This is a genomic window from Leptospiraceae bacterium, from assembly GCA_015075105.1.
Lineage (GTDB): Bacteria > Spirochaetota > Leptospiria > Leptospirales > Leptospiraceae > JABWCC01.
Genome location: JABTUZ010000002.1, coordinates 1,300,659 through 1,325,292, shown reverse-complemented (window position 1 = coordinate 1,325,292; position 24,634 = coordinate 1,300,659). Strand labels below are relative to the sequence as shown.

General features: G+C 32.7%; 17 protein-coding genes. 10 read left to right on the top strand and 7 right to left on the bottom strand.

All coding sequences use genetic code 11. The features are described from left to right. Positions 1–82 precede the first annotated feature (82 nt). Together HS129_16185 and HS129_16180 are read left to right on the top strand one after the other, a co-directional pair. Positions 83–1,537 (top strand): amino acid permease, encoded by a 1,455-nt coding sequence (locus HS129_16185; GenBank protein MBE7413574.1) that lies wholly within the window; start codon positions 83–85, stop codon positions 1,535–1,537. After that, positions 1,538–3,613 carry an O-antigen ligase family protein gene (locus HS129_16180; protein MBE7413573.1) on the top strand — a complete coding sequence of 692 codons (2,076 nt, stop codon included), beginning with the start codon at positions 1,538–1,540 and terminating at the stop codon, positions 3,611–3,613. Here the strand turns inward: HS129_16180 and HS129_16175 are convergent, their stop codons facing one another. Genes HS129_16175 through HS129_16165 form a run of 3 tightly spaced genes read right to left on the bottom strand, consistent with a single transcriptional unit; the run spans position 3,614 to position 6,166 of the window. Further along, complete coding sequence (locus tag HS129_16175; GenBank protein MBE7413572.1) at positions 3,614–4,339, bottom strand: ubiquinone/menaquinone biosynthesis methyltransferase; 726 nt, start codon at positions 4,337–4,339, stop codon at positions 3,614–3,616. 19 nt (positions 4,340–4,358) lie between these two features. Further along, complete coding sequence (locus HS129_16170) at positions 4,359–5,741, bottom strand: UTP--glucose-1-phosphate uridylyltransferase (protein ID MBE7413571.1); 1,383 nt, start codon at positions 5,739–5,741, stop codon at positions 4,359–4,361. A gap of 29 nt (positions 5,742–5,770) precedes the next feature. Then, a complete protein-coding gene (locus HS129_16165; protein MBE7413570.1) occupies positions 5,771–6,166 on the bottom strand; it encodes a hypothetical protein in 396 nt (131 codons plus the stop codon). A gap of 122 nt (positions 6,167–6,288) precedes the next feature. On the opposite strand from HS129_16165, the gene HS129_16160 reads away from it, so the two are divergent. The 8 genes from HS129_16160 (at position 6,289) to HS129_16125 (ending at position 15,854) form a co-directional block, all read left to right on the top strand. Then, positions 6,289–7,152, top strand: a complete 864-nt coding sequence (locus HS129_16160) for an alpha/beta hydrolase (GenBank protein MBE7413569.1) — start codon at positions 6,289–6,291, stop codon at positions 7,150–7,152. 5 nt (positions 7,153–7,157) lie between these two features. Beyond that, on the top strand, positions 7,158–9,740 hold the full coding sequence (locus HS129_16155; GenBank protein ID MBE7413568.1) for a SpoIIE family protein phosphatase: 2,583 nt from the start codon (positions 7,158–7,160) through the stop codon (positions 9,738–9,740). Beyond that, on the top strand, positions 9,737–10,897 hold the full coding sequence (locus HS129_16150) for an aminotransferase class V-fold PLP-dependent enzyme (GenBank protein ID MBE7413567.1): 1,161 nt from the start codon (positions 9,737–9,739) through the stop codon (positions 10,895–10,897). The genes HS129_16155 and HS129_16150 overlap by 4 nt, the downstream gene beginning before the upstream one ends. A gap of 17 nt (positions 10,898–10,914) precedes the next feature. Continuing rightward, positions 10,915–11,868 (top strand): bile acid:sodium symporter family protein, encoded by a 954-nt coding sequence (locus tag HS129_16145; protein MBE7413566.1) that lies wholly within the window; start codon positions 10,915–10,917, stop codon positions 11,866–11,868. 85 nt (positions 11,869–11,953) lie between these two features. Then, positions 11,954–12,109 (top strand): 50S ribosomal protein L33, encoded by a 156-nt coding sequence (gene rpmG / locus HS129_16140; protein MBE7413565.1) that lies wholly within the window; start codon positions 11,954–11,956, stop codon positions 12,107–12,109. Continuing rightward, a complete protein-coding gene (locus HS129_16135; GenBank protein MBE7413564.1) occupies positions 12,110–12,553 on the top strand; it encodes a TraR/DksA family transcriptional regulator in 444 nt (147 codons plus the stop codon). It abuts the gene before it with no gap. Between the two features lie 94 nt (positions 12,554–12,647). Continuing rightward, positions 12,648–14,465 carry a molecular chaperone HtpG gene (htpG, locus tag HS129_16130; GenBank protein ID MBE7413563.1) on the top strand — a complete coding sequence of 606 codons (1,818 nt, stop codon included), beginning with the start codon at positions 12,648–12,650 and terminating at the stop codon, positions 14,463–14,465. 480 nt (positions 14,466–14,945) lie between these two features. Further along, complete coding sequence (locus HS129_16125) at positions 14,946–15,854, top strand: UDP-3-O-acyl-N-acetylglucosamine deacetylase (protein ID MBE7413562.1); 909 nt, start codon at positions 14,946–14,948, stop codon at positions 15,852–15,854. On the opposite strand, the gene HS129_16120 is transcribed toward HS129_16125, so the two are convergent. The 4 genes from HS129_16120 to HS129_16105 are packed head-to-tail and all read right to left on the bottom strand — an operon-like array spanning position 15,851 to position 24,613. After that, positions 15,851–17,605, bottom strand: coding sequence for an AAA family ATPase (locus tag HS129_16120; GenBank protein ID MBE7413561.1), 1,755 nt, complete (start codon positions 17,603–17,605; stop codon positions 15,851–15,853). The two genes, HS129_16125 and HS129_16120, sit on opposite strands and share 4 nt — an antisense overlap. Continuing rightward, positions 17,602–21,003, bottom strand: a complete 3,402-nt coding sequence (locus tag HS129_16115) for a UvrD-helicase domain-containing protein (protein MBE7413560.1) — start codon at positions 21,001–21,003, stop codon at positions 17,602–17,604. Before HS129_16115 ends, HS129_16120 begins: the two co-directional genes overlap by 4 nt. Beyond that, a complete protein-coding gene (locus HS129_16110) occupies positions 21,003–24,119 on the bottom strand; it encodes an exodeoxyribonuclease V subunit gamma (protein ID MBE7413559.1) in 3,117 nt (1,038 codons plus the stop codon). Before HS129_16110 ends, HS129_16115 begins: the two co-directional genes overlap by 1 nt. Next, positions 24,116–24,613, bottom strand: coding sequence for a hypothetical protein (locus HS129_16105; protein ID MBE7413558.1), 498 nt, complete (start codon positions 24,611–24,613; stop codon positions 24,116–24,118). The genes HS129_16110 and HS129_16105 overlap by 4 nt, the downstream gene beginning before the upstream one ends. Between the last annotated feature and the right edge of the window lie 21 nt (positions 24,614–24,634).

The following is a 24,634-nucleotide window of genomic DNA, read 5'->3' as shown; positions in this document are numbered from 1 at the left end:
CATTTTCTACGGTATAACTAAGTGTCCTATTCATTGACAAGGAAAAGAAAAATTTTAGCTTGACCACAATTCGGATAAATCTTTGCAAATCCAACAAAACTCACCTACTCCATTTACTCGCAACCTCGGAAGAAATCGTGCAATTCTAATTATGATTGGAAATATGATAGGTGTAGGAATATTTATTTATCCATCGCTTATTGCTTCTTCGCTTACTCATCCAATTTGGTTTTTGACTGTATGGATTCTTGGAGGGTTTATTGCGATCACAGGTGCTTTAAGTTCAGCAGAGCTTGCAGTTCTTTTTCCAGAAGTTGGCGGGGACTATGTATTCTTAAAAAATGCTTACGGGCAAAGATGGTCTTTTCTTTTCGGATTTTTGACTCAATTCATTACGTTTCCAAGCTCTATTGCGATTGGTCTAAGCCTCACTGTGTATTATCAAGGACTTACAATTTTTGGAGATTGGGTAAGAAATACGGCATTCACTATTCCTGGAGTTCAATTCAATATATCCTACTTTCAATTAATAGCTCTTGGAATTCTAATCGTATTAACATATCTAAATCAATTTGGTTTAAGTGTTTCTATTTTTTTGCAAAAAGTGACTACGCTAACTCCACTATTTACACTGATTGCAATCTCATCGTTTATTCTTTTCTTGATATTCAAAGCTCTAACAGTTGGCTCTTCCAATGTATCTATGCTTCAAAAAAATCTAAATGCTCCTCTACGAACTCCTGATATTCTAAAACTTGGCTCAGCGCTTGTTCCTGTATATTGGACTTTCACTGGTTGGAATTCTCCACTAACACTTGGAAGTGAAATTCGTGACCCTGAAAAAGTAATCCCAAAGATTATGATTAGTGGAGTTTTCATAGTAACAATTATTTATTTATTATTTGCGTTTGTATTTATTTCAGTACTTCCATTTTCTACTATTCAAGACGGGAATAACGATCCCTATTTTTTGATCGGAAAATATTTTTTATCCCTCGTAACAGACATATCTCATTCTTTAGAAATCATTCCGGAAATACTGTCTATTATCATCTTACTTTTGGTAATTGGAAATGTAAACTCAAGTATGATTACAGGAACAAGGATAGCTGTAGCAATGTCGAGAGACGGTCTATTTTGGGAAAAAATCGGAATCATTCACCCTAAACGAAACACTCCTGTGTATAGTTTCATCTTACAGAGCTTTTTTGCTTCCATTATGATACTGTTTATTCCAAAAGATTCTGATTTACTGAATTTTTCATTTTTATCTATAACTTTTTTGTCTGTGCTTACAGTGCTTTCAATTTTTATTTTCCGATTAAAAGGAAAAGAAAAGCAATCTTTGTACAAAGCATTTGGTTACCCAATAACTCCAATCGTATATGCCTTTTTTTCATTGGGAATCATTGCATTGGTGGTGATACAATATATTCATCAAAGCAATTATTCTGTTATTTTTGGGAGTATTATTTGTACTTTTATTGGAATTATTGTTTTTGACATTTGGAAAAAATTTAAAAAAATGAATCTTTAAATGAAAGATATGCTACAAAAATTCAAAAATCTCAAAAATCTTCCGATTTTTACAATGGCTTTTGTATTTTTGGTATCTTACTATTGGATTGAAATCTATCATTTTGCAAATCCTTTTCCAAAAAAAGAATTTTACGGTAATTTATTTTTACAATTCTCTTTTGGTTTTTTGCCCAATTTATATTCAAGAAGATTGGGTCGAATATTTGTAGCTACGGGGGCTATGATTTTAGTTAGGCTATCTGCCCACACGAATTCTGAATTTGATATTCCTGTATTGAATGGACTTTTTTTTGGAGCGATTAGTGGGATTTGTCTTAGAGAAATATTTTTAGAATTTTTAGGAAGAAACGATCCAAGTATTTCTTCAAAAGAATCTGATTTTTTTCGGAGACTATTTGTTTTAAACCCTCCACCGAAAGAAAACAAAAAAGTGTACTTGGACGTACAATTTTCTATAATTATTTTTCTTGTAGTTCTCACATTAGATAGGTTTATCACTTATTTTAATGCTCCTTATTTAAAAGGTTTCGGAATTTTAGAAACTATGTACTTACCCGAAATTTCTTCCAAGACTGCTTTTGGTCTTAGCATGAAAACTATAGATTCTCTCATTTTTCCCTTGCTGTATTTTTTTTACGAAGAAAGAACTTCGCCCCAATTGAATCCTCCTCAAACCCATTGGCTGACAGGAATTTCTATTGGCTTAGTTGCAAACATTGTCGTAATTTTCTCACAAACATTTTATTCTTTAAATATTTTTTCAGGGCATACAAATCTTTCAATGGAAGCAAATCGTACAATGGGACTTCTTAGAGATTCTGGAAGTTCCTCTTGGATTCTCTCAACCTTGTTGTCTGTTTTTGTTTGGAAGATCCTAAATAAAAAAGGAGAATGGAGAACTGTTACAAAATCATTCATCCTAATTATTTTAACTCTAATTGCAATACTTGTAGGAATAAAACAAGGCAGAGCTTATTGGTTAATTTTTTCTATTAATTTTTTTGTAATTGTTGTTATTTTGATTTTTCAAAAAATAAAAAACACCTATTTAAAAATTTCTTTTTTCCCTATAGTGTTTATTGTTTTAGGGCTGTATGTATTGTTACTGATTTATGCAGGTGGAAAAACCTCTACTGAAAATCCGATCCATAAAACCTCTACCTATATTAAAATGTTCTTCAATAAAGAAACAAACCTAAAGTCAACAATAGAAAAAATCGATCAAAATAGAATCACATTCAGTGAAATCGCCATAAAAGTATTTTCTAAAAATATTCTTTTTGGAAATGGGGTTGGCAGTTTTATCCCTGTGCTACACGACAAGTCTTACACAGAAAATAAAAAATTTACTATAATGGATAGCGCACCTTCTTTGTATCTTGGTCTTCTATCTGAAGTTGGACTTATTGGTGTAGTCGTTATCTTGCTTTGGCTTATCACATCTACAATAGGCAGGAAATTAAAATACTTGCCTCTATTCCTTATCTTGCCCTTTTTCATCGGTTACCAAGTAGTTCACCCGGATGGAGCCTTTGTATCAATATTTCTAATTTTAGCTATTTCGCCTAACGTAAAACTTTATAAAAAAACTGAAATTATTTCTGTAATCCTAATCTATGGATTTTCAGTACTTTTTATTTTACATTCTCTATTCAAGATCAACAAAGAAGGTCAGATAACAGATTTCAGGTATAAGGAACTGCATTCTCATCAACTACTCGCTTATGAAAAAAATAAAAAAGGATTCAACCTCACTTATCATATATTCAAAGGAAAAACTATTTGGACTCTGATAAATCCTTCTCAAACGAAGGTTACTGTGTTTTTAGATAATTCTACTTCAAAAACTTCTCTAAACCAAAAATGGAGCTTATTAGACCAAGGCGGAAATATTTTAGAGTCAAAAAATATTCTTGTTCAAAAAAATTCTCATCTCAGTATTTGGTTTTCCAACAAAATCGCAAAATACATTCAAGTAGAAGAATTAAACTCTAAGAACGAAACAAGAAGATACGGAGATACTCCATTTTGTATTCCAACAACTCAATTCAATACAATAAATCAAATCCAATAACTATTTTTTGCAAACATGAAGGACTGCATTTCCGAAAACAAACTCCTGAACCTGAATCTCTTTAAACCCTATCTCTTCCATAATCAGCTTTAAATTTTTTTGATCCGGATAACTTATAGAAGAAACAGGTAAATAATCAAACATATCATTCTTCCCTCCCCAGATAATATAACCAAAAATAGGCACAATCTTAAAAAAGTAAAAGTCTGCAAAAAATCGAATAAATGGATTTCTTACCTTCCCTACATCTAAATTTATAAAAGTTCCACCCATCTTCAATACTCTGTAAATTTCTCGTAAGGCTTTTTTCAAATCATTCACATTCCTAAGCCCAAACCCGATTGTTACTATATCAAAACCATTTTTTTTGAAATTTTTGAGATTCGTAGCATCTCCTACTTGAAAATGGACTTTGGACTTTTCCGTTACTTTTCTTTTTGCAATGTCTAACATAGATTCAGAAAAATCCACAGAATAGATTTCAGATACTTTTTCTAATTTAGAAAGACGCAAAGTGATATCCCCTGTACCGGAGCACAAATCGAGACAGGTAAGATTTTTTGCAGGAACAGAATCTACAATATTGCAAATCGTATTTTTCCAAACTCTATGAAGCCCAAAACTATTCAGGTCGTTGAAGAGATCGTATTTTTTTGCAATCGTGTTAAAATTCTCCCGTACAAAATCGGCTTTTTTCTCGGATACGGGCATTGTGAATTTACTCATTGGTATTTATTCCTTTGTGTTAAACCGACGAAAAAGTAATTGATTCATCTGAAAATTCATCCGACTGAAACTCTGAGATTTTCCTTTTTCTATTTGTCTTATTGATAATCTTAACGTCGCCTTTTAAAACAACAAATGTATCAAATTCTACTTCCCCTTCTACTTTCAAACTCTTGCTAAAAATCAGTGAAGGATAAACTCGAAACAATTTTTCAAAGTCCTTCATTTTTTTATAATATGTATCGTCCAAGATAACAATATTTTCACTCAAACCTAATTCTTTACGAACAGGACTCATGGCAAGCGAATAGTCTTCATTCAAGATATACGCATCACTCCTTCTAATAAGATAGTCTTCGCATTTTTTCACAGGTGCAAATCGATCTCGGGGTATGACAATTCCTTTAGTATTTGAAAAATTTCCTATTGCAGACCCCATAGCAGATTCTAATTGCAAAACTTCTTGTCCTTCTATAACTTTCGGATTTACGATTAACGACAAAGAAATAGATTTTTCTTGCAATAATACATCTAACGACCTTAGATTAATCCATAAATTATTAGTTGAAAAAGTTCTAAATTTCCCAAGTCCTGAAAATTCGTCTTCATTCTCCTCTGGTACTTGAGCTGTTTCCAATAACTCTAAGTGAAGAAATTTTCCATCTTTCAATTTTCGGTAAATTGCTCCTCCCTTCGTATCGGCTAAAGTCTTAGGGGTCATCTCCATTGCAAAATCTAAATTTTGATCTATAAAATATTCTAAAATATATGGATCTACAGTTGCTCCAAGATTATCTCCATTAGAAATAAATGCATATTCGTACCCACTCTCCAATAATTTTTTTAATAAGCCTGTTTCTTTTAAGGATAAATAAATATCCCCGTGGCCGGGAGGACACCATTCTTCTTTTGAATTTTGCAATGAAACAGGGAGTAAGCTATCTTTTAAAATACGAGGCACTTTATTTTGTAAAAAACTTATTGGAAAATTTTGCGTGAATCCAATTTTTTTAAGCTCGATTGAAGAATCTTTTTGTGTATTGTAACTATCCATGAGAATTAAAGGGACTTCTACTCCGAATTTTTCTCTAATGTACTTAATCTGTTTTGCGATAATACTTAAAAAAGAAAATCCTTCTTTGACTTCTATTAAAGACTTAGCATAAGAAAGCCCCATCGAAGTACCAAGTCCGCCGTTTAACTTGATCACAACCAATTTTTTTAAATTATTTAGAGAGCCAGAATATTCAGAATGAATTTTTGATAACTCTTTTTCGTCTGTATCAGGAATTAAATCTCCTACCTCCGACCAATTGACTTTGCCGGTTTCTCCATTTTGCACTTGGGTTACTTTTTGAAGAAAATCGAAAATTAAAGCATCACTTAAATTTTCTTTTTTCATTTTTGCTATGATTTGTTCTTGAATATCTTTCACTTTCCAATCCAACGAATTCTTGATTTTGAAAAATATTTTTCCTCAAACTCTCCGAGTTTTATACTATAGGGAATTTCTGAATTATTAGGATCAAAATACAATTTCACAAAAACCTCTTTTCCTTCTTCTAATGCTATCAAAGATTTATCCTCCAATGTATATCGCGGAACAAATACTATAAAAGTATAAAGATAGAGTCGTTTTTTTTTATCACGAATTTCCAATATCCCTTTGCTTGTAGGATTTACCTTTACAATTTTAGAGTAACTGATAGGAAAAGAATTTTCCCAAGTTTCTTGCAGATGTTTTTCGGCAGTTTTGTAATTCGGATAAGCCGACACAATACCCGGCAAAATTAGAAAAATAAAAGTAATAAGGAATTCCCGTTTCATTCAATATAAATGGTCATACTACTTAGAATTCTAAATATAGCAAGCAGAATCTAAAAAGAGCATAAACTACTTGACCTATACAATTACAATGTTTTCTTAAATCTATTGCCATAGTTTATCTTATGAAAAAAGCTCTTTTGAAAATTAGGACGGTGTATTATTCTACCCTTGAACTTATCGAAATCTTCATCTGTATAATTTTCAATATCTCTACGCTTGTTCTTCCCAAAAAAGACTTGAAGAAGAACTTTCAGATACTTATCGTTCCTGGACTTTTTGGAAATAGATTTTTTTATAGGAAATTGCAAAACTATTTAGAAAACGAAGGTCTGTCCACAGAGATTGCCGAGTTCAGTAAGTTCGGAATTCAAAATCAAGTTCATGAGCTTTCAGAAATTCTAAAGCAATCTCCAAAAAATCTTACAGTGATTGCTCACAACACCGGTGGATTAAAAACGATGGTGCTCCCCGATGAAAGCAGACAAAAAATTGAAACATTCCTAACGCTCGGAACTCCATTTTATGGCTCGTATATTTTTAATTTTACTTCAATTTTCGGCTTTTTCAAAAAATGGAAATATAAGTCGGAATATTTGCAAAATATTCTCAACAACTCTCTTTTGTTCAATTACTTCTACCCATTTTCTCCTATCTCTGATATTAGCTTTCCTCCAAAAAAAAGTGCTGAATTTGGACAAGGAAGAGATTGGTGGTTTGATATTCCCGGAAATTACAACTTAGTAACCAGAAGTGAAAATTTACGAACTCTTATGGAATTTTTGAAGTCGATCCCTGCTTTTAAAAATATTTTTGAAAAAGAAATTCGCAAAGAAGCAGAAATCTCTCATCCAGAAAAAATTTTACCCAGACCAAAACATGCCAAAAAGAAACCTCAAAAGAAAATTCACCCGACCTCAAAAAAAACAATAAAGAAACCTTTCGTAAAGAAAAAATTTGGCAAACCGATAAAAAGGAAGAAAAAGTAAATCGAATGAAAAAAAAATTACAAATAACAATTGCGCTTTTATTAAATATTTCCGTTGCCCTATCCTTAGAAGCCTCTCCTCTTCCGTCTTCTTTGATCGAAGACTGGTATGCAAAAGATGGAATTGATTTAACTACAAATGAAACCGACCCTTCATGGAAAAAATTTGAAAAGTTAAGAATTACCATAAAAGACATAGAGCCAAACGACCCAAATGAAACTTTTAGAAGAATCACACTCTTAAAAAAATTCCAATTTGAAAAGTCTTTCTTGAAAAACCTAAACGAAGATATTTCTATCCTTATTCCATTTATCACAAATATTTATGATGTTTATTTCAACGGGCAAAAGATTGCCTCAGGTGGGAAGTTAGACGGAACAAAGGTTCTGAAATACGGTATGGTGAGAGGACTTGTCGTGATCCTACCACAGAACACTATCAAGGAAGAAAACACACTTAGATTTGTTGTTCAGGGGGGATACAAAGAAGAAGTAGGTTTATGGGGGAAGGAAGGAGACAATACTTTTGAGTTAGATTATTACAAAAATAATATTCAAAAAGCATCCGACAGGGTGACTCTGATGCTTTTGTTTATGTATATGTTTGTAGGGCTTTATCACCTTCTATTGTATGCAAAGCGACCAAAAGAAAAATACAATTTATACTTTGGATTGTTTTCTGTTTTAATATCAGTGTACAATTACACTCGCTCCAACGCAGTTTTTGAATGGGGGTTGGACCCTTTTAAAGTAATTGTAAGAGTAGAATACATTTTTCTCTTTTTTATCCCGGCACTCGCAATTCTATTTTTTGAAAATTTCTTCTTTGAAAAAAAAGCCTCTCTGTATTCAAGAATATATCTTGGATTCGTTTCGATTCTTGGTCTATTGATGCTCTTTGTTCCAAGATGGGTGACTACTCAGATTTTACTTATCTGGCAATTGTCTGCACTTTCTGTCCTTGGTTATCTCGGATACGTTATGACCAAAGCAGTGAAATTAAAAAATAAAGACGCTTTTCGTTTATTGATCGGATTCTCTATTCTCGTTATTACAGCTCTTTGGGATTTGCTTGGAGCAATCCCTGTGGGAGGACTTAGAAATCTCGGACTGATGAGGTATGGATTTTTTACATTCATCATGGGAATTGCAGTAGTTCTCGCAAATAAATTCTTGAGAGTTCACAATCAGGTAGAAGAATTGAATGCACACCTTGAGAGAAAAGTTGAAGAAAGAACTGCAGAATTACAAAAAACTCTAACCGAAGTAAAAGAATTGAAAGTGCAGCAAGACGGTGACTACTTTCTTACTTCTCTACTCATCAAACCGCTTGGAGTCAATCGTTCCAAAGGAGATTTTGTACATATAGATTTTTTTGTAAGACAGAAAAAGCATTTTGAATTCAAAAATAAAGACACCGAAATCGGTGGAGACCTCTGTATTGCACACAGCATCCAACTAAAAGGTAAGGATTATACGGTATTTTTAAATGGGGACGCAATGGGAAAATCGATCCAAGGAGCAGGAGGAGCCTTAGTTCTTGGGGTAGTACTAAAATCTATAATCGTACGAACTCAGATGGATCCAATCAGTCAGGACAAATTTCCAGAGCAATGGTTAAAACATGCATTTATAGAATTACAAGACGTGTTTGTCTCGTTCGACGGCTCCATGCTTGTGTCCATGGTTATAGGTATGGTAGAAGACTTCACCGGATTTATGTACTACATAAATGCAGAGCATCCTTGGAGTGTACTATATAGAGATGGAAAGGCAAGTTTTATAGACAATGACCTCTCTCTTCATAAAATCGGGGTCATGGGGTTAGACGGAGACTTGTCGATTAAAACAGTTCAACTCTTGCCTCAAGATGTAGTGATTATCGGATCTGACGGTAGAGACGATATTATTCTTGGGATAGATGAAGACGGAAATAGGATTATTAACGAAGACGAAAATCAATTCTTGCACCACGTAGAAAATGGAGAAGGCACACTGGAAAAAATTGCTCTCTCGGTTCAAAATGCAGGAGAATTATCAGATGACTTTACCATGCTTAGAATTGGCTACAAAGAAAACGAAGAGTATGCAGACGAAAGTTCTTTGCCTGAAAAATTTTGGGAAGAATTTGAAAACGGAAAAAAAGAACTAAGATCAGGGAATCTACCGATTGCAATGGAATTCTTTGAAAAAGCATATTCGATTCATTCAAAAAATTTAGACCTGATCAAAGAAATGGGAAAATTATCTCTAAAACAAAAAGACTACGCAAGAGCAAGCTCTCTTTGCGATATTTATACATTTCTGAATCCTTCAGACAATGAATTTATCTACCTCGCTTCATTCGCAAATAAAATGAATAAAGACTACGTACTCTCTGCAGACTATGGCGAAAGATTGAAATTGAGAGACCCGAAAAATACAAAAAATCTAATCAATCTATCAGATACTTATAGATTGCTCGGAAACATAGAGAGGGCACGGAAAATTTTAGCCAAGGCTATATTTTTAGATCCGGAAAATCCGAACGCCTTGAAATTGGATAAGATGCTGAAAGATTTTGTTCCTTCACCGGAGGTAATAGAATAGAATCTTTCAATCCAAAAGAAGAGTCTTTATGGAAAAGTTTCTATGAAGACTATCCGGTAAATAATGAATTTATTTGGCTGAATAATTGCGGCACAACTCCTGTAAGCAATCGAATTATAGGAAAGGTAACTTCTTATTTAAAAGAATATTCACAAAAAGGGATACTCAACGATTCTTTTAAATATATCGAAGTAAAAAATAAAATAAAATCTATACTTTCAAAACTGCTAAACTGTGACCCAATTGAGCTTGCACTCATTCACAACACTTCAGAAGGAATGAATTTTATTTCTTATGGATTGAATTTACAAAAAGGAGATAAAATTTTACTTCTTCAAGACGAGTATCCGAGTAATGTATATCCTTTTGAACACTGGAAAGAAAAAGGAGTAGAGTTAGAATTTATTTCGCTTGCACCCAGTGAAGAAGAGTTTTTTCAAAATCTCAAAAAAAAGATTTCTAAAAACGTAAAAGTAATTTCAATATCTACGGTTCACTGGTGTACAGGGATGGTGTTTCCTTTACAAAAGATCGGTGAGCTATGCCACGAAAATAATATAGACTTTATTTTAGACGGTGCGCAAGGGGTCGGTCATATTCCGATAAATTTGCAATCTTCTAATATTTCTTACATGGCCTTCCCTACTTGGAAATGGCTTCTTGGACCACTTGGAATGGGAGTGCTGTATATCCGAAGAGATAAACTGAAAAAGTTAAAACCAATTTTCAAAGGACAAAACTCTGTTGATAATGGTGAGGAATATCTCCCTTATAAAAATAATTTTAGAAATAGTGCTGATAGATTTGAAATATCTACTTCCAATTTTACAGACTGGGTGTATTTTCTCTCTTCCTTGGAAATTTTAGACGAGGCAGGTTTTCAAAATATCCAAGAAAGACTCTTAGCCCTTAGTGGATTTCTTTCTAAAAAACTCACAGAAATTGGTATGACAGTGTATTCGGATAATTTTCAAAACCCGACTGCAATTATTGTGTTTGAAGCACCCGGCAAAGATAGTACAGAGGTCGCTAAGATATTACAAAAAAATAATATAGTATGCGCAGTGAGACTAAACAGAATTCGCCTCGCTCCCCATGTTTACAATTCTATAGAGCAATTACAAAAAGTAGTTGATCTCCTAAAAAATCTTCCTTAAAGTTTTCCAATCGCGTCATGAATATAGCTACGAAATACTTTCCAATTTTTGTACTGATTGCAAGTGTATTCACTCTATTGAAACCCGAGCTATTTGTTTGGTTTTCAGGAAACTGGATCACTTTTGGACTTGGGCTTATTATGCTTGGTATGGGAGTTACCTTAGAAGCAAAAGATTTTACGAATATACTCAAATCCCCATTCTATGTGTTTATAGGAGTTCTCTTACAATTTACTATTATGCCCCTACTTGGATGGAGTATAGGGCTAATCTTAAACCTACCGACATTTTTTGCAGTAGGATTAATCTTAGTAGCCTCTTGCCCGGGAGGAACAGCGTCTAACGTAATCACGTATATTGCGAGAGGAGATTTAGCTCTATCTGTTACCATGACCTCCGTATCTACACTATTTTCTGTAATTGCAACTCCAATACTAACTTGGATTCTTGCAGGAAACAAGATCAATGTAAACGCATTAGGACTATTCATAAGCACAATACAAGTAGTTGTTTTTCCAGTGTTTCTCGGAGTTCTACTCAATAAAATTCTACCCTTTTTCACTAAAAAAATTCGTTCTATTTTTGTAGTGCTCGCAGTGGCATGTATCGTCTTAATTGTAGCTTCAGTAATCGGTTCTTCAAGAAAAGCTATTTTATCTTCCGGGTGGAAGTTAGTCGTATCTGTATTTTTACTACACTTTTTAGGTTTTTTATTAGGCTATATTTTTTCCAAAATTTTTACAAAAAACGAAATCGTATCCAGAACCGTCTCCATTGAAGTTGGAATGCAAAATTCAGGACTTGGAGTAGTTTTAGCAAAAAATAACTTCTCTGACCCACTTGTAGCTGTCCCAAGCGCAATTTCCAGCCTTTTTCACTCATTAATTGCAAGCGTTTTAGCCTCCTATTGGCAAAAAAAGGAAAAAAATAGAGAAAAATTTCCATTTTTCAAGAAGATTTTCGTCAAATAAAAAGAATTCAAAGTATATAGAAAAGTTGAAAAAGAATTATAGAGTACCTTGACTTATAGAAAGAATAGAAATTCATGGCTAAATTATGAGAGAAATTATTAAATTGGCTTGTACCGGATGCTCCGGTAAATCCGCATATTACCAGACTAAAAATAAAAAAACTAAGTCTGAAAAACTTATTACTAAAAAATACTGTAAATTTTGCAGAAAACACGTAGATCACAAAGAAACGAAAGCATAGATGGCAAAAGCAACACCAAAATACGATAAAAAGTTAGTATCTGAGTTAAAATCATCTCTTTTAGAAAAAAAGAGCTCTCTTCTTCAGAAATTAAATACTTGGGAAGACAAAAGCTCTCCTTCAGGTCTAAAAGAAATGGGAGACTTCGCAGATATGGCTTCGAATATCAACGAAGAAACTTTAAGCTCGGTATTAACGGAGAATGAAATAGACTTACTCAATCAAATCGAAGGCGCTTTAAATAAAATCGAAAAAGGTACCTACGGTATATGCGAAGGAACAGGGAAGAAAATTCCTATCGCAAGATTAAAAGCAATCCCTTGGACTTTATATACTATTGAATACGCAGAAATTGCAGCGAAGAATAAAAAATCTGCTCGCCCAGACTACTCTGCATTTTCGGCCTCCTCAGGTAGTGGCAGTGATTCAGAAAATTTAGATTAAACTCTCTTTTTTTCATTTGACGAAAAATGAAATTTCAAGCAATTTTTATTAATTCAAAACAACCCAATTCAAAAAAAATCAGTAGAGGAAAACTATGAATGAACAAGGTAAAATATCCGTAGAAACAGAAAACATTTTTCCTATTATCAAAAAATGGCTGTATTCAGAAAAAGATATTTTTTTAAGAGAGTTGATTTCTAATTCTACAGACGCTATAACGAAACTTAAAAAAATTGCACTATCCGAAGAGTTTGAAGGTGGGACAGACTACCAAATAAAACTTAGCTTTGACAAAGAAAAAAGAACTCTTTCCATTGAAGACAACGGAATCGGGATGACCGGTGAGGAAATAAAAAAATACATCAACCAAATTGCATTTAGTGGAGCTGAGGACTTTATTAAAAAATATGAAAAAGACTCTAAAGCCGGGATCATAGGTCATTTTGGGTTAGGGTTTTATTCTTCTTTTATGGTTTCTACAAAAGTAGAAATCGAAACCAAGTCCTACAAAAAAGACTCTAAAGGAGTAAAATGGGAGAGTGAATCTGGAACAGAATTTAAAATAACCGAAATAGACAAAAAAGATCGAGGTACAAAAATTACACTTATCCTAGATTCTGACTCAGGAGAATACTTAGACAAGTGGAAGTTAAAAGAATTAGTAAAAAAATATTGTGATTTCCTACCTATCCCAATTACAGTAGAAGGAGAAGAAGCAAATAAAAAGCGCCCGCTCTGGTCAGAGCAGCCTTCTTCTTTAAAGAAAGAAGACTATACAGAGTTTTACAATTACCTATTTCCTTTTTCGGGAGAGCCTCATTTTTGGGTTCATTTAAATGTGGACTACCCTTTTAAACTGCAAGGGATTTTGTATTTTCCAAAACTAAAGCACGAACTCGACGCAAGTAAAAATGGGGTAAAACTGTACTGTAATCACGTATTTGTAAGTGACGAGTCGAGTGAGTTAATCCCACAATTTTTAACAGTATTAAAAGGAACTATTGATATTCCTGACCTGCCTTTAAACGTTTCCAGATCGTACTTACAAAACGATCCTTTAGTAAAAAAAATCTCCAGTCACATAATGAAAAAAATAACAGATCGCCTAAGCGAAGACTTTAAAAAAGACCGTGCCGAGTTTGAAAAAAATTGGGAAGAGATGTCTCTATTCGTCAAATTTGGAATGATAAGCGAAGAAAAATTTTACGAAGGAGCAAAAGACGTACTGATTTTCAAATCTACAAATGGAAACTACACTACCCTAAATGAATATTGGGATAAAAACAAAGAGAACAATAAAAATACAGTCTATTACGCTACAGAAACAGAAGGCACATCTGTATTTATGGATCTTTTTAAATCCCAAGGACTTGAGGCAATACTCGTTGACTCAAGGATAGACTCACACCTAGTACAGTTTTTAGAAACAAAAAACCCTGATATGAAGTTCAAAAGAGTGGATTCGGATATCGCAGAGCAAGTAGTAAGTACAGACCAAAAGCAAGAAATCTTAGACTCAAACAACAAAACCGAAAAAGATCGGATCAAAGAATTTTTTACTTCGGCAATCGGAAAAGAAGGAATGGAAATAAAAGTAGAAGCGTTGAAATCATCTGAGGTTCCCGCAGTGATTTTACTACCAGAATTTTTACGCAGAATGACTGAAATGAATGCGGGTCTTGGTCAAGACAGTCTATCTATTTTAAAAAACCATTCTTTGGTACTAAACTCCAATTCTAAATTAGTAAAAAATGCACTAAAAATCGGAGAAGGTCCAAACACAGAAAAAGGGAAATTATTAGCTCGCCATATTTACGACTTGGCTCTACTTTCTTCTAAGGCAATGGACGAGTCAGAGATTGGTCTATTTATAAAAAGATCTAATCAGCTTCTTGAAGAAATGAGTAATTGAGATTCCTTTTTTTTCGATAGTTCCTTTTGCATGACTCTCTATTTTTTTATTCACACTCAGTTTTAGTATATGAAGAGCCTAACATTGTGACTGGCAATGGAAAACTGAAAAAATGGGTGGCGCTGAACAAAGCCTAGAATTTTGACAAAGAACTTATTGGGTTGTTGCTCAAAGAACCACTTTAAAAGAAAAATTCTTCCGAACCCTGAGCTTGTCGGAAGGGTGAAGGCAGTAACGGTTTTTAAGCAAAACCTGTTTACGCAGTTTTTGAAGCAGGAAAACTAGTTTGTTGTAGTTTTGAGACAATGTTGCAAAAATACAACAGGATAAGTCCTATTAAAAAAAAATGTTTCTCTATGATATAGGATAACTTGCATAATGTATGCAAGTTACAGATTTACTTTTTATTTTAAATTTTTAAAATTTAGGTACAATGCTTGCATAAGATATATTGAGGAAAGAGAAAAAAAACCAATAGTTATGAAAGAGTATAGAAAAACCATTAAAAATTCAGGTACCATTACAGGGATAGGACTGCATTCCGGCAAGAATGTGAATTTAAGGCTATTCCCGGCAGAAGAAAACACCGGACTTATATTTAGAACCAATTCATCCAAAAAAGTTTCTGAAATCAAGGTAGCTTTAGAAAATGTAGTAGATACAAGCAATGCAGTTACTCTTGGAGACGGGCACAATGTAATCCAAACCATAGAGCACTTACTCGCAGCACTCTATACGCTTGGAATTACAGACCTAATCATGGAAATAGACGCTATAGAAATTCCGATTTTAGACGGCTCTTCTCTTCCTTTTGTTCAGGCTATAGAAGACCTTGGATTTATTGAATTTCAAACAGAAATACAGCCAATCAAAATCCAAAATCCACTCTGGGTAGTGGACGGAGATAAATACCTTGTAGTACTCCCAAGCGATGAATTAAAAGTTAGCTACAATATTGACTTCAAGCACCCTCTACTAAGAGGTCAAAGCTACACTACCAAATTAAACAGAGAAATCCTAAAAAATGAAATCCTCCCGGCAAGAACTTTTGGATTTTTAAGAGATGTGGAAGCACTTCAAGCTCGCGGACTTGCCTTAGGCGGTTCGATTGAAAACGCAGTTGTTTTAACAGACACAGGATTTCTAAACGATAACTTACGATTTGAAAACGAATGTGTTCGTCATAAAATTTTAGACTTGATTGGTGACTTATCCATCGTAGGAAGACCGATTATAGGACACTTCCTTGCATCTAAGGCAGGTCACGCATTGGATGTGTCACTCGGAAAATATATCTTGAGTAAGATCAGTGGAGACGAAATCAGCAAATTCAAAAGTAGAAGAGTACCACTATTCCAAAAAAGAAAATCTATCTCAAAAGAAGCTTAAGGAATCTTCAAGTTTTCTATTCTTTTTAGAAAATTGGAGCTACCCCTATTCCCGGGGTTTTTTATTGCAGAATCAAAAGTGGAAACAGAGCCTATAATTGTTAAAGTTTTTTTACACCTTGTAATCGCTGTATAAAGAATTCTTTTAGTCAAAATAGAATTCTTAAAGTCTTCTCTATTTGGAAGGACTAAGCATACATGGTCGTATTCAGAACCTTGGCTTTTGTGTACCGTAATTGAATACGCCTTTTCTAAATAGCTCAACAACCCATGAGAAATTTCTATTTCAACTTTAGAATCGCTGTTTAAGAAAATATTTTTTCCATTTACATTTTTCAAATACCCTGTCTCGCCATTAAATAAATCGTAATCGTAAAGATTTCTTTTTACTATTACAGGTGTACTAGAATCAATACTATCTATATTTTCTGTGTATTTTTTGTGTAAGTATTCGTTTATTTCACTTACGCCACCCTTTCCCTCGTTGAACGGGGTAAGAATTTGATAGGTCTCTTTCATATTTTTTGCAAGCTCTCTCCAAAGAGATAACTCTATGTATAAATTTTCTTTTGGTTCTAAAACTTCGACAAAAGAAAACTCTCTTAAACTTTTCTCTACAGTTTGAACTAGATACGGGTTTAAATCAAAATCTTTGTTTTCTTTGATAGCTTCTTTTAGCTTTGTAATATCTTCTTTTTGGGACGTTATACGGAATGATTTAGTTAGCTTAAAAGAAAAATCTTTTATTTGAACAAGCTCAGAAAAGATATTTCCTGCACCAACGCTCATCAATTGATCGGGGTCTCCAAGAAATACAACTCTTAAATCTTCCGATTTTGGTAGAGCCTTTAATAAAGCGTTACTTATAAAAATATCTATCATGGAAGACTCATCTACGATTAATAACTCCAAATTCAAGGGGTTCGATTCGTTTTTTAAAAAGGTTTTTCTTGAATTGCTATAACTAAGTAGTTTATGGATCGTAATAGGAGATTGTAAACTTGGGTAGTCTTTATACAATTTATTTGCACTTTCTCTTAAACGCTTTGTTGCCTTTCCTGTTGGAGCGGTAAGTGCAATTTTAGAAATATCTATTCCTCTTAGAATCGACTCTCTAACGATAGATATGATGATAGTAGTTTTTCCAGTCCCGGGACCTCCACTGATAAAGCTGATTGTATTTTTTAGGGAGTTTCCTATTACACTTTTTTGTTCTTCACTTAAAGAAGAATTTTCTAATTCTTTTGATTGAGAAATTTGAAAAGAATGTAACAAAGAAAACATATTTTCTGATAACTCTTTTTCGGCCTTTTGCAAATGCACTAAATAAAAAGAATCCATGTCTTCTAAAAAAGGAACTTCGTCCGTCAAAAACCCGACTTTATTATTTTTCAAAAATTCTTCTATAGATTTAGCAGGCTCAGAAAGTGGAGCTTTTTCCGCAATCCAACGATACATAGTTTCTTTTGGAATGCAAATCTCACCTTCCTCGTAAGACCTCACCAAAAATAACACCAACCAAAGCACAGGCTCGTCTATTTTTTCACTTTTCGGAATTAGCCTAATAGATTTGTGTAAAATATCTTTGGAAAATACATTCGGGTCAATCTTTTGAAACCAGTTGTATATATCGGATTCTATAGATTTTTTTTTCTTACTTACTTGTTCATAATAAATTCTTGCACTACCTAAGTTCCGAATAAGCCCGGAGCCATTCCATTCAAAAATATTTTGCTTTTCAATTTTTGTCATAACTCGTTACTTAAAATTTTATCTTGAAAGTCCATCAATTCTTTATAACTCGGCTTTACAGAAAAATTTCCTTTTTTATTTTCAGTCTCTCTGATAAATATAAATACCATTCCGCCAAAATTCTCGTCCCAAAATTTTTCTATACTCTCTTTATAAAAATACTCTAAGTTTTTTAGTAAATTCAAAGAATAAATATGATACTGGTAAAAATACGACTCATTGACAACTTTAAAAAGTGTAGGCTCTGAGTAGTCTTTTAGTAAATTGGACTTCCAATCTAAAATATAATATTTTGAATTGTAAGTAAAAATCCCATCCCCTATACCATAAAAAAAACTATCTTCTGTTTTGTTTTTCTTTCCTATATAATGAAAAAACTCCCTTTCTCTCCACAAGTTTTTCCACTCGGAAAATTTAGCATAAGTTTCGGGATTAGGATTTATTAAATGGAGTTTAGTGAGTGCTGAAAAGCAAATTTCAAATAAGTCAGATTTACTATAATTCACTTCTTCTATAATTCCACTTCTCGGATAATGGTAGTCTATTAAACTTGTAAGCTCATTTTCTATTATTTTTTCAGACTGAAATTTATCTAAAGAATATTCTTCTAAAATCAAATGAGAAAGAGAGCCGAATTTTTTTCCAATATCTTTTGTTCCGTATAATAAATGCCTCGACTTACTTCTATTTTCCTCTTCTGATTTTGTTAGAATTTCCTCTTCTGTTTCTTCTTCAATTTTCTTTTCGATAGTTCGAGAGTCTTTTCTGTGTAAAGAAGAATAAGACTCTATTTCAAGTTTTTCCATTTCCTTCAATAATTTTTCTGAATCAAAAAATGGAATTTTGTCCAAATTAGAAGATTTGACTTTCGGGTTTTCTTTTTTTACTGAACTCTTTGAAATTGCAAATTGAGAAGACTGAAAATTATGACCAAGACTGTCTTGGATAAAGCTTTGTATTTGGTTGTCTATATTTAATACTTCTCGTAGTGACCCACTCGACCCTTTGGAAACATGATACAAAGGTAAAACAAGATAATCTCTCGCTCTTGTAAATGCTACATAGAGCAATCTTTTCTTCTCATCTTTTTCTTTTTCTCTCTTGATTTTAAGTTTCTCTTCAATTGAAGGAGTGCTTAAACTTATTTCAGATTTGATTTTTACTTCAGTTACAATAGGCTCTTTTAGATACAATTTATCGTTTGGAATTAGAAAAGAATTTTTTATTTCCGGTTTTGGCTTTGCAGTTAAATCAAAAAGAATTACTACAGGAAACTCCAAGCCCTTAGATGCGTGTATTGTCATCACAGATACGGAAGATTCACCCGAATTTTTATCGGAGCTGATTTTCACGTTTTGTTTCGTGCTTTCTGAAATATTTTTCTTTAACCTTCTTACCACCTCTCCATAACTCAAATTCTCTTCTGTTTGGTAAGAATCTAAAATTTCGTGCAAATGATTAATGTCAGTTATATTTCTATTCCCATAAAAACCAAGCGATACTTTTTCTAAAATTTTAAATTCATTTAAAGCGTCTGCCAAGGTCAAAGAAGCCGACTGAATATTTTTCTTATAGTGCAATTTACTTAGTATAAGAAAAATTTCTTGAATAGATTTATCGGTTGCTTTGGATAAGTAAGATACTTCTTCATTTTCAGAAAGATGAAACAAACTCTCATCCGAAACCAAAAATAACTCTGATTTTAGTGCTTTAATCAAAGACAAAGAATCATTAGGATTTTCTATCGAGTGAAGTAAATAAGAAATCGACTGAATTAAACTACTTTCATAAAATTTTTCGTTTTTATAAATAGATGAAGGGATGCCTGATTTAGAAAATTCTTCTTCCAGATAGGAAAAATTTGTTCTTTTTTCTGATAGAATCGTAATGTCTGAATAAGTAATTTTTCTTGTTTTTTTCAATTCTTTATCGTAAATTTCAACTTCTTGGTCTATCATAAAACGAATTAGATTTGAGATTTCTATCGAGCTTAGTTTTCTTATTTCTTCAGTTTTTAAATCTTCTCCAGATTCATTTCGAGACCTTGGGATATTATTCTCATCCAGTCCAAGTAGAATCAGTGGAGTAAGATTATTACTATACTCATAAGTATCTCTGTCGTCTCTTTCAGATTTTACATTAGAGTACATTCCCTCTAATAAGAATGAAAATATACGATTAAAAACTTCGGTCAATTGAGTTGTACTTCTTCTTGTTTCTGAAAGCACTTCCTTATTGTGTTGGAATATTTCTATAGTATTTTTATAAGACTCAATATCAGAATTTAAAAATCCATAGATTGACTGCTTTGGGTCTCCTACAAAAATTAAACCTTTTTCTTTCCCACCAAGAATCGTAGTAAATAGATCGGCTTGGATAGGGCTTGTATCTTGAAATTCATCTACTATAATATATTGGTAGTCACTTTGCACTTTTTTTAAAACTTCTTCATTATTTTGAATTAAATCTCTAGTCAGTAAAATAATTTCACTTGTAGTAAGTTTGTCATTTTCTAAAAAGTATTTTTTTACTTCTAAAATAAATTCATTGGACAGTTTACAAAGAATCCTTAAATTTTGAAAAGAATTCAAATATTCTAATGAACTTTTAAAAGAAAAAAGTAAATTTTCATAATCTGTTTCGGTTATAGAAAGTTTAGATAGTAAAAAATCTTTTGATACTTTTTTTATTTTTCCTTCTTTAGTAAAAAAAGTACTTTCAAATTTTTGAAAATTATTTGCTAATTTTTCAATTGAATCCAATTCAAAAACTTCTTTTAATTCTTGAATGTAATTAGCCGACTTTTTCTCTGAAAGTACAGCGCTTTTCATTCCAATAATTTTTTCTAAATCTTCTTGAAGAGTTCTTTTGTCCAATTCAGGTAAAGACCAAGATTTCCCCTGAAACAAAATCGCAGATTCTATTATAAAATTTTGAAATAAGGATACACCGATAGATTGGATTAGCTCGATAACTTCTTCTTTCTTATTTAAGTCTAATTTTCCTTTAAAAATAGAAAAAACCGATTCTATCTCTTTCCATTCTTCCTTAGTCTCTTCAAATTTTGGAGATAGTCCTGAAACAAAAGAATTCGCTCTTAGTATCACTCTACAAAACTGATGGATTGTGCCTATGGTAGCAAAAGGAAAGTCTTCTTTGGCTTTTTGAAAAATTTCTGTAAACTCATTCTTTGAATTGCACTGTTTTGTAATTTCTAAACGAATCCTCTCTTGCAATTCCATTGCAGCTTTTTCTGTAAAAGTAATTACCGCTATTTTTTCGATTGGAATGTTTTCTTTAATCGCAGCAATGATTATATTTTCAATAGAGTATGTTTTTCCCGTTCCGGCAGAAGCCTCGATTGCGGTATGAGTTTCAAGGGCTTTTTTAAAATCCATCACTCAAAGCACCCTTTTAAAAATTCAAGAATCTCAGCTTTTTCATTATTTAGAAAATTTTCATAATTTTCGGTTTTATAACTTAAGCACACCTCTTTCTCTTTGCAATATTCGCAAGGAAGCCTTGATCTATCGATTGGAGATGCAGGGAATTTCCCCTTTGTAAAATTCTCTTTATACAAAGAAAAATATTTATCAAAATCGTTAGTGTAACTACTCTCTCCAATTTGTAGAAATGGCACAGAGTCCAAGGGGGTTCTCAAAATTGCAGGCAGAGTGTTCCTATTTCCTGTAATAGATTCGATGTCGTCTAACGCATATTGAGAGTTTAAAATAGATTGAGTATAAAAAATAGATTTTAGTTTTTGCTTAAGGTATGGCTTGCCTGACTTTTTTTTTGGAGAGGTCTCTAAAGTTACGAGCAAGGTACGATCTTTTGAATAGAACAACATTTCCGGTCCTTGAAAAATATTTTCTCCAAAAAAAACCGGGGGGCGAATGATATAACTATATTCACTTTGTTTTAAAAATCTATCCTGAAATTTCAAATCTGTTATTACTGAATATTGACTGAGTATGGAATCTTTAACCGATACAAGAAACTCATCAAAATACTTTCTAAATCTTTCTAACTCAACTGCTCCAAAAATCCCGGATGATAGTTCCCCTTTTTCTATTAAAGTAGAAATGAAAGATTTTGAAAAAATAGAATCAAAATTCTTGTCAGAGTTGATCAAAAATTCTTTTATTAATCTTTTTAAAATTATGTTTCGAGTGAGACCTCCCACTTCATACCCTTCTTGCGTATATTCAGTTTCTTCGTCTAAGGCTAAACTTTTTTCAAAAAAATATTTTTGCGGACATTCTATATATTTTATGAAATCAGTTAAGGGAGAATATATTTTCTTAGATTCAAAATTAGAAATTGCCAAAAACCTATCTCTTAAAAAATAATTTTCAATACTTAGCTTTAAATCATTACTTATAGACAAAGACTGAATTTCATTTTGTAGAAATTTTTCTTTTTCATTTTCCCCCTTAAACCCAAAAGAGGCAAACTTTACATACTTAGAATTTAATTCAGACTGTTTCAATTCCGTAAATTTCGCAGCCTCTTTCTCTAACAAAATTAAGCTTTCGTTTTGTAAAACCTCACTATGTCCATACAACGGTATGTTTTCCCAATTAGATTTTGGAAAATTATTTTTTTTGAAATCTTCCAATTCGAGATAAGGGTATGTAGGACTATCTCGAATCGTATCCAAACAAACATAACTAAATAGTATTTCTTTTGGACTATGCTGAAAAATTTTATAAAAATACATCTTATTGAGTATGGCTTTGTCTTTTTGTAGTTCATGTCTTGAAACTTCATCTTCAAAAGACCTCCCTGTATCCGGGTTAAAATTGGACTCATCCATACCAAGTGCATAAATATACCGAAAAACTATGTCCGAAGTATCTCGAACTGTACCTGCTACAACACCCTTTTTTAATACACCCGCCTCTCCCCTCGATAAATTAAGTATTCGATCTTTCACAATTTCTAAAAAAAGAGATATACTTATATCGCCTAACGTCCCGATTTTTTCTTCACACTCTGAAATTTCATCCAATATCCTAAACACCGAATTCTCTGCATTCTTGTTATTTCTATTGGCTGAATCTTCACCCGCTATAGTAGAGGTCAGATATACTGATAGAATAGACCTTAAAAATTCTGTTCTCTCCTTTAAGCTATGCAGCCCTTCTCTCAAATACAAAAGATCGTAAATCAAAGACGAAGAAATCTGAATGAATTTCATTGCTTCCTTTTTTTCATTTTCATCAGATAACGAATATCCTTCTTCTTCGATCCCGATAATTTTTTTAGTTAGAATTCTCCAACCCCTGTCCCAAGTGTAAAAATCCTCTGTAGAAATTCCCCTTGTTTCCCTGTGAAAAGAATCTGCGTATTTCACAATAGACGCAAGTGAAATACACTCACTCCAATAATCAGGCTGAAACTGTACGGAGCTGCCTGATAGCTTGGGATTGAAACAAGGATTGCAAAAAATATTTCTGAAAGCCTCTGCTTCAAAATCAGTTTTTAAAAAATTGATAATTGAAAATACAGCAGAATAGTACGGTGTTAAATTCAAAGAGTTGTCAAAAGTAAAAGAAACCGAGATCCCCATCTCTCTAAAAACTTCCCTCACTGATTGAATATACAAATCCAACTTTGGCAGAATCAATTTAAAGTGATACAACTTCAAATCCTTATCCTTATTATCAGAAATTTTTCTTAATATATTTCTTCCTACAAACTCAACCTCTCTTCTAACCTCTATAGATTTTGCAAACCGAACTACAGGAATTGTATTCTCGCTTTTTTTTGTATAGTTTTTTTGTTTAGATAAATAGTTATAAATACTCGTTGAAGAATACTCACCGTGTATTTTTTCTTCCTTATCAGAAAAAATCGGATACTCTGTCATAAAAAAATGGATACTCACAAATTCGGAAATCTTTTCTAAAATCCGAATTGTAAGCATATCGGTTTCAAATAACGCATAGCAAAAAATGGTTTTCTTGTAAATGTTTTGGGCTAAGGGCTCAGGGATAGAAAAATTTTCTTGAAAAAAAATAGATTGTAAATATTCACTTCGAGTCTTCTTTTCTTTTTTTAGTGTTTCAAATTTTTCAAATAAGTGAAAATAAGGGTGGCTACGAGAAATAGATTTCATGGATTGAATTGACTTTTCTCTTTGAGAAAATAACTCTTCTGAAATTTTCCAAATTGCCTTCTCGGATAGTTTTCCTTTTTCTTTTTCTAACAATTGCTTAAATAAAAGAGTACCGGCTAAGTCATTCAATAATACTTCAGGATTCCAAACACCTGATACAAAACGAAAAATTCCGTTTCTGACAGGAACTGCCTGAAAAGACAAAGAAGGAAGACCCTCTTTTACAAGATTGATGTTTAGATATTCGGCAGTGTGGTTTTCACGAGTAAATATAAAAACTTCGTCATTCAACAGATTAAAATCTTTTTGAATAAAATTTTTTAGAGCAATTTGAAACTCATTGTACAGTTCTTCATTATCTTTAAAAAAATTTACCGAAAAGTTGTTCATACTAATTTTTCATAAATTGAAATTCTGCCATTTCCATGTATAAAAAAATGCACCCTACACAAAGGGCACCGATAATTCCCCTTGCCTCGAGTATTTAGAGAAGTGCCGCAAGCCGGACAAGTTACGAAAGTATTTTGGTTTTTTGAGTTTAATTCTGAAGGTGTATCGCCTTGGGTTTTTTCGCTGATATTTTTTTGAAAAAATTTTTTAGCATCTTCTATGCTTGAAAAGCCGGGCAACTGCTCCGGGCAAAAGCCAAAGAAGTCGTGTCTTAGACCCGAAAAAACCACATTCCCCATAGAATTGCCAATTTTCATACATAAAATTTCCAAATCCCTCGCCCCATCCGATTCTACAGATTCTAATTTAGAAAAATGGAATATAATATTAGAGTCCGGCAGCAACTCTTTAAAAATTTGTGAGTCTAAATCTGCGACCATCGAAGAATTTAAGGTTCCCGTAAAGTGTATAATAATATCCTGTTTTTTAGTCAAAGAAATTCTCTCCTATCGGTA

Bases quoted from the DNA above. Each gene is read 5' to 3' on its own strand.
- HS129_16110 (MBE7413559.1), bottom strand. From the start codon at position 24,119: ATGAACAACTTTTCGGTAAATTTTTTTAAAGATAATGAAGAACTGTAC.
- HS129_16145 (MBE7413566.1), top strand. From the start codon at position 10,915: ATGAATATAGCTACGAAATACTTTCCAATTTTTGTACTGATTGCAAGT.
- HS129_16170 (MBE7413571.1), bottom strand. From the start codon at position 5,741: ATGAAAAAAGAAAATTTAAGTGATGCTTTAATTTTCGATTTTCTTCAA.
- HS129_16115 (MBE7413560.1), bottom strand. From the start codon at position 21,003: ATGGATTTTAAAAAAGCCCTTGAAACTCATACCGCAATCGAGGCTTCT.
- HS129_16120 (MBE7413561.1), bottom strand. From the start codon at position 17,605: ATGACAAAAATTGAAAAGCAAAATATTTTTGAATGGAATGGCTCCGGG.
- HS129_16135 (MBE7413564.1), top strand. From the start codon at position 12,110: ATGGCAAAAGCAACACCAAAATACGATAAAAAGTTAGTATCTGAGTTA.
- HS129_16175 (MBE7413572.1), bottom strand. From the start codon at position 4,339: ATGAGTAAATTCACAATGCCCGTATCCGAGAAAAAAGCCGATTTTGTA.
- rpmG (MBE7413565.1), top strand. From the start codon at position 11,954: ATGAGAGAAATTATTAAATTGGCTTGTACCGGATGCTCCGGTAAATCC.
- HS129_16155 (MBE7413568.1), top strand. From the start codon at position 7,158: ATGAAAAAAAAATTACAAATAACAATTGCGCTTTTATTAAATATTTCC.
- HS129_16125 (MBE7413562.1), top strand. From the start codon at position 14,946: ATGAAAGAGTATAGAAAAACCATTAAAAATTCAGGTACCATTACAGGG.
- HS129_16180 (MBE7413573.1), top strand. From the start codon at position 1,538: ATGAAAGATATGCTACAAAAATTCAAAAATCTCAAAAATCTTCCGATT.
- HS129_16165 (MBE7413570.1), bottom strand. From the start codon at position 6,166: ATGAAACGGGAATTCCTTATTACTTTTATTTTTCTAATTTTGCCGGGT.
- HS129_16160 (MBE7413569.1), top strand. From the start codon at position 6,289: ATGAAAAAAGCTCTTTTGAAAATTAGGACGGTGTATTATTCTACCCTT.
- htpG (MBE7413563.1), top strand. From the start codon at position 12,648: ATGAATGAACAAGGTAAAATATCCGTAGAAACAGAAAACATTTTTCCT.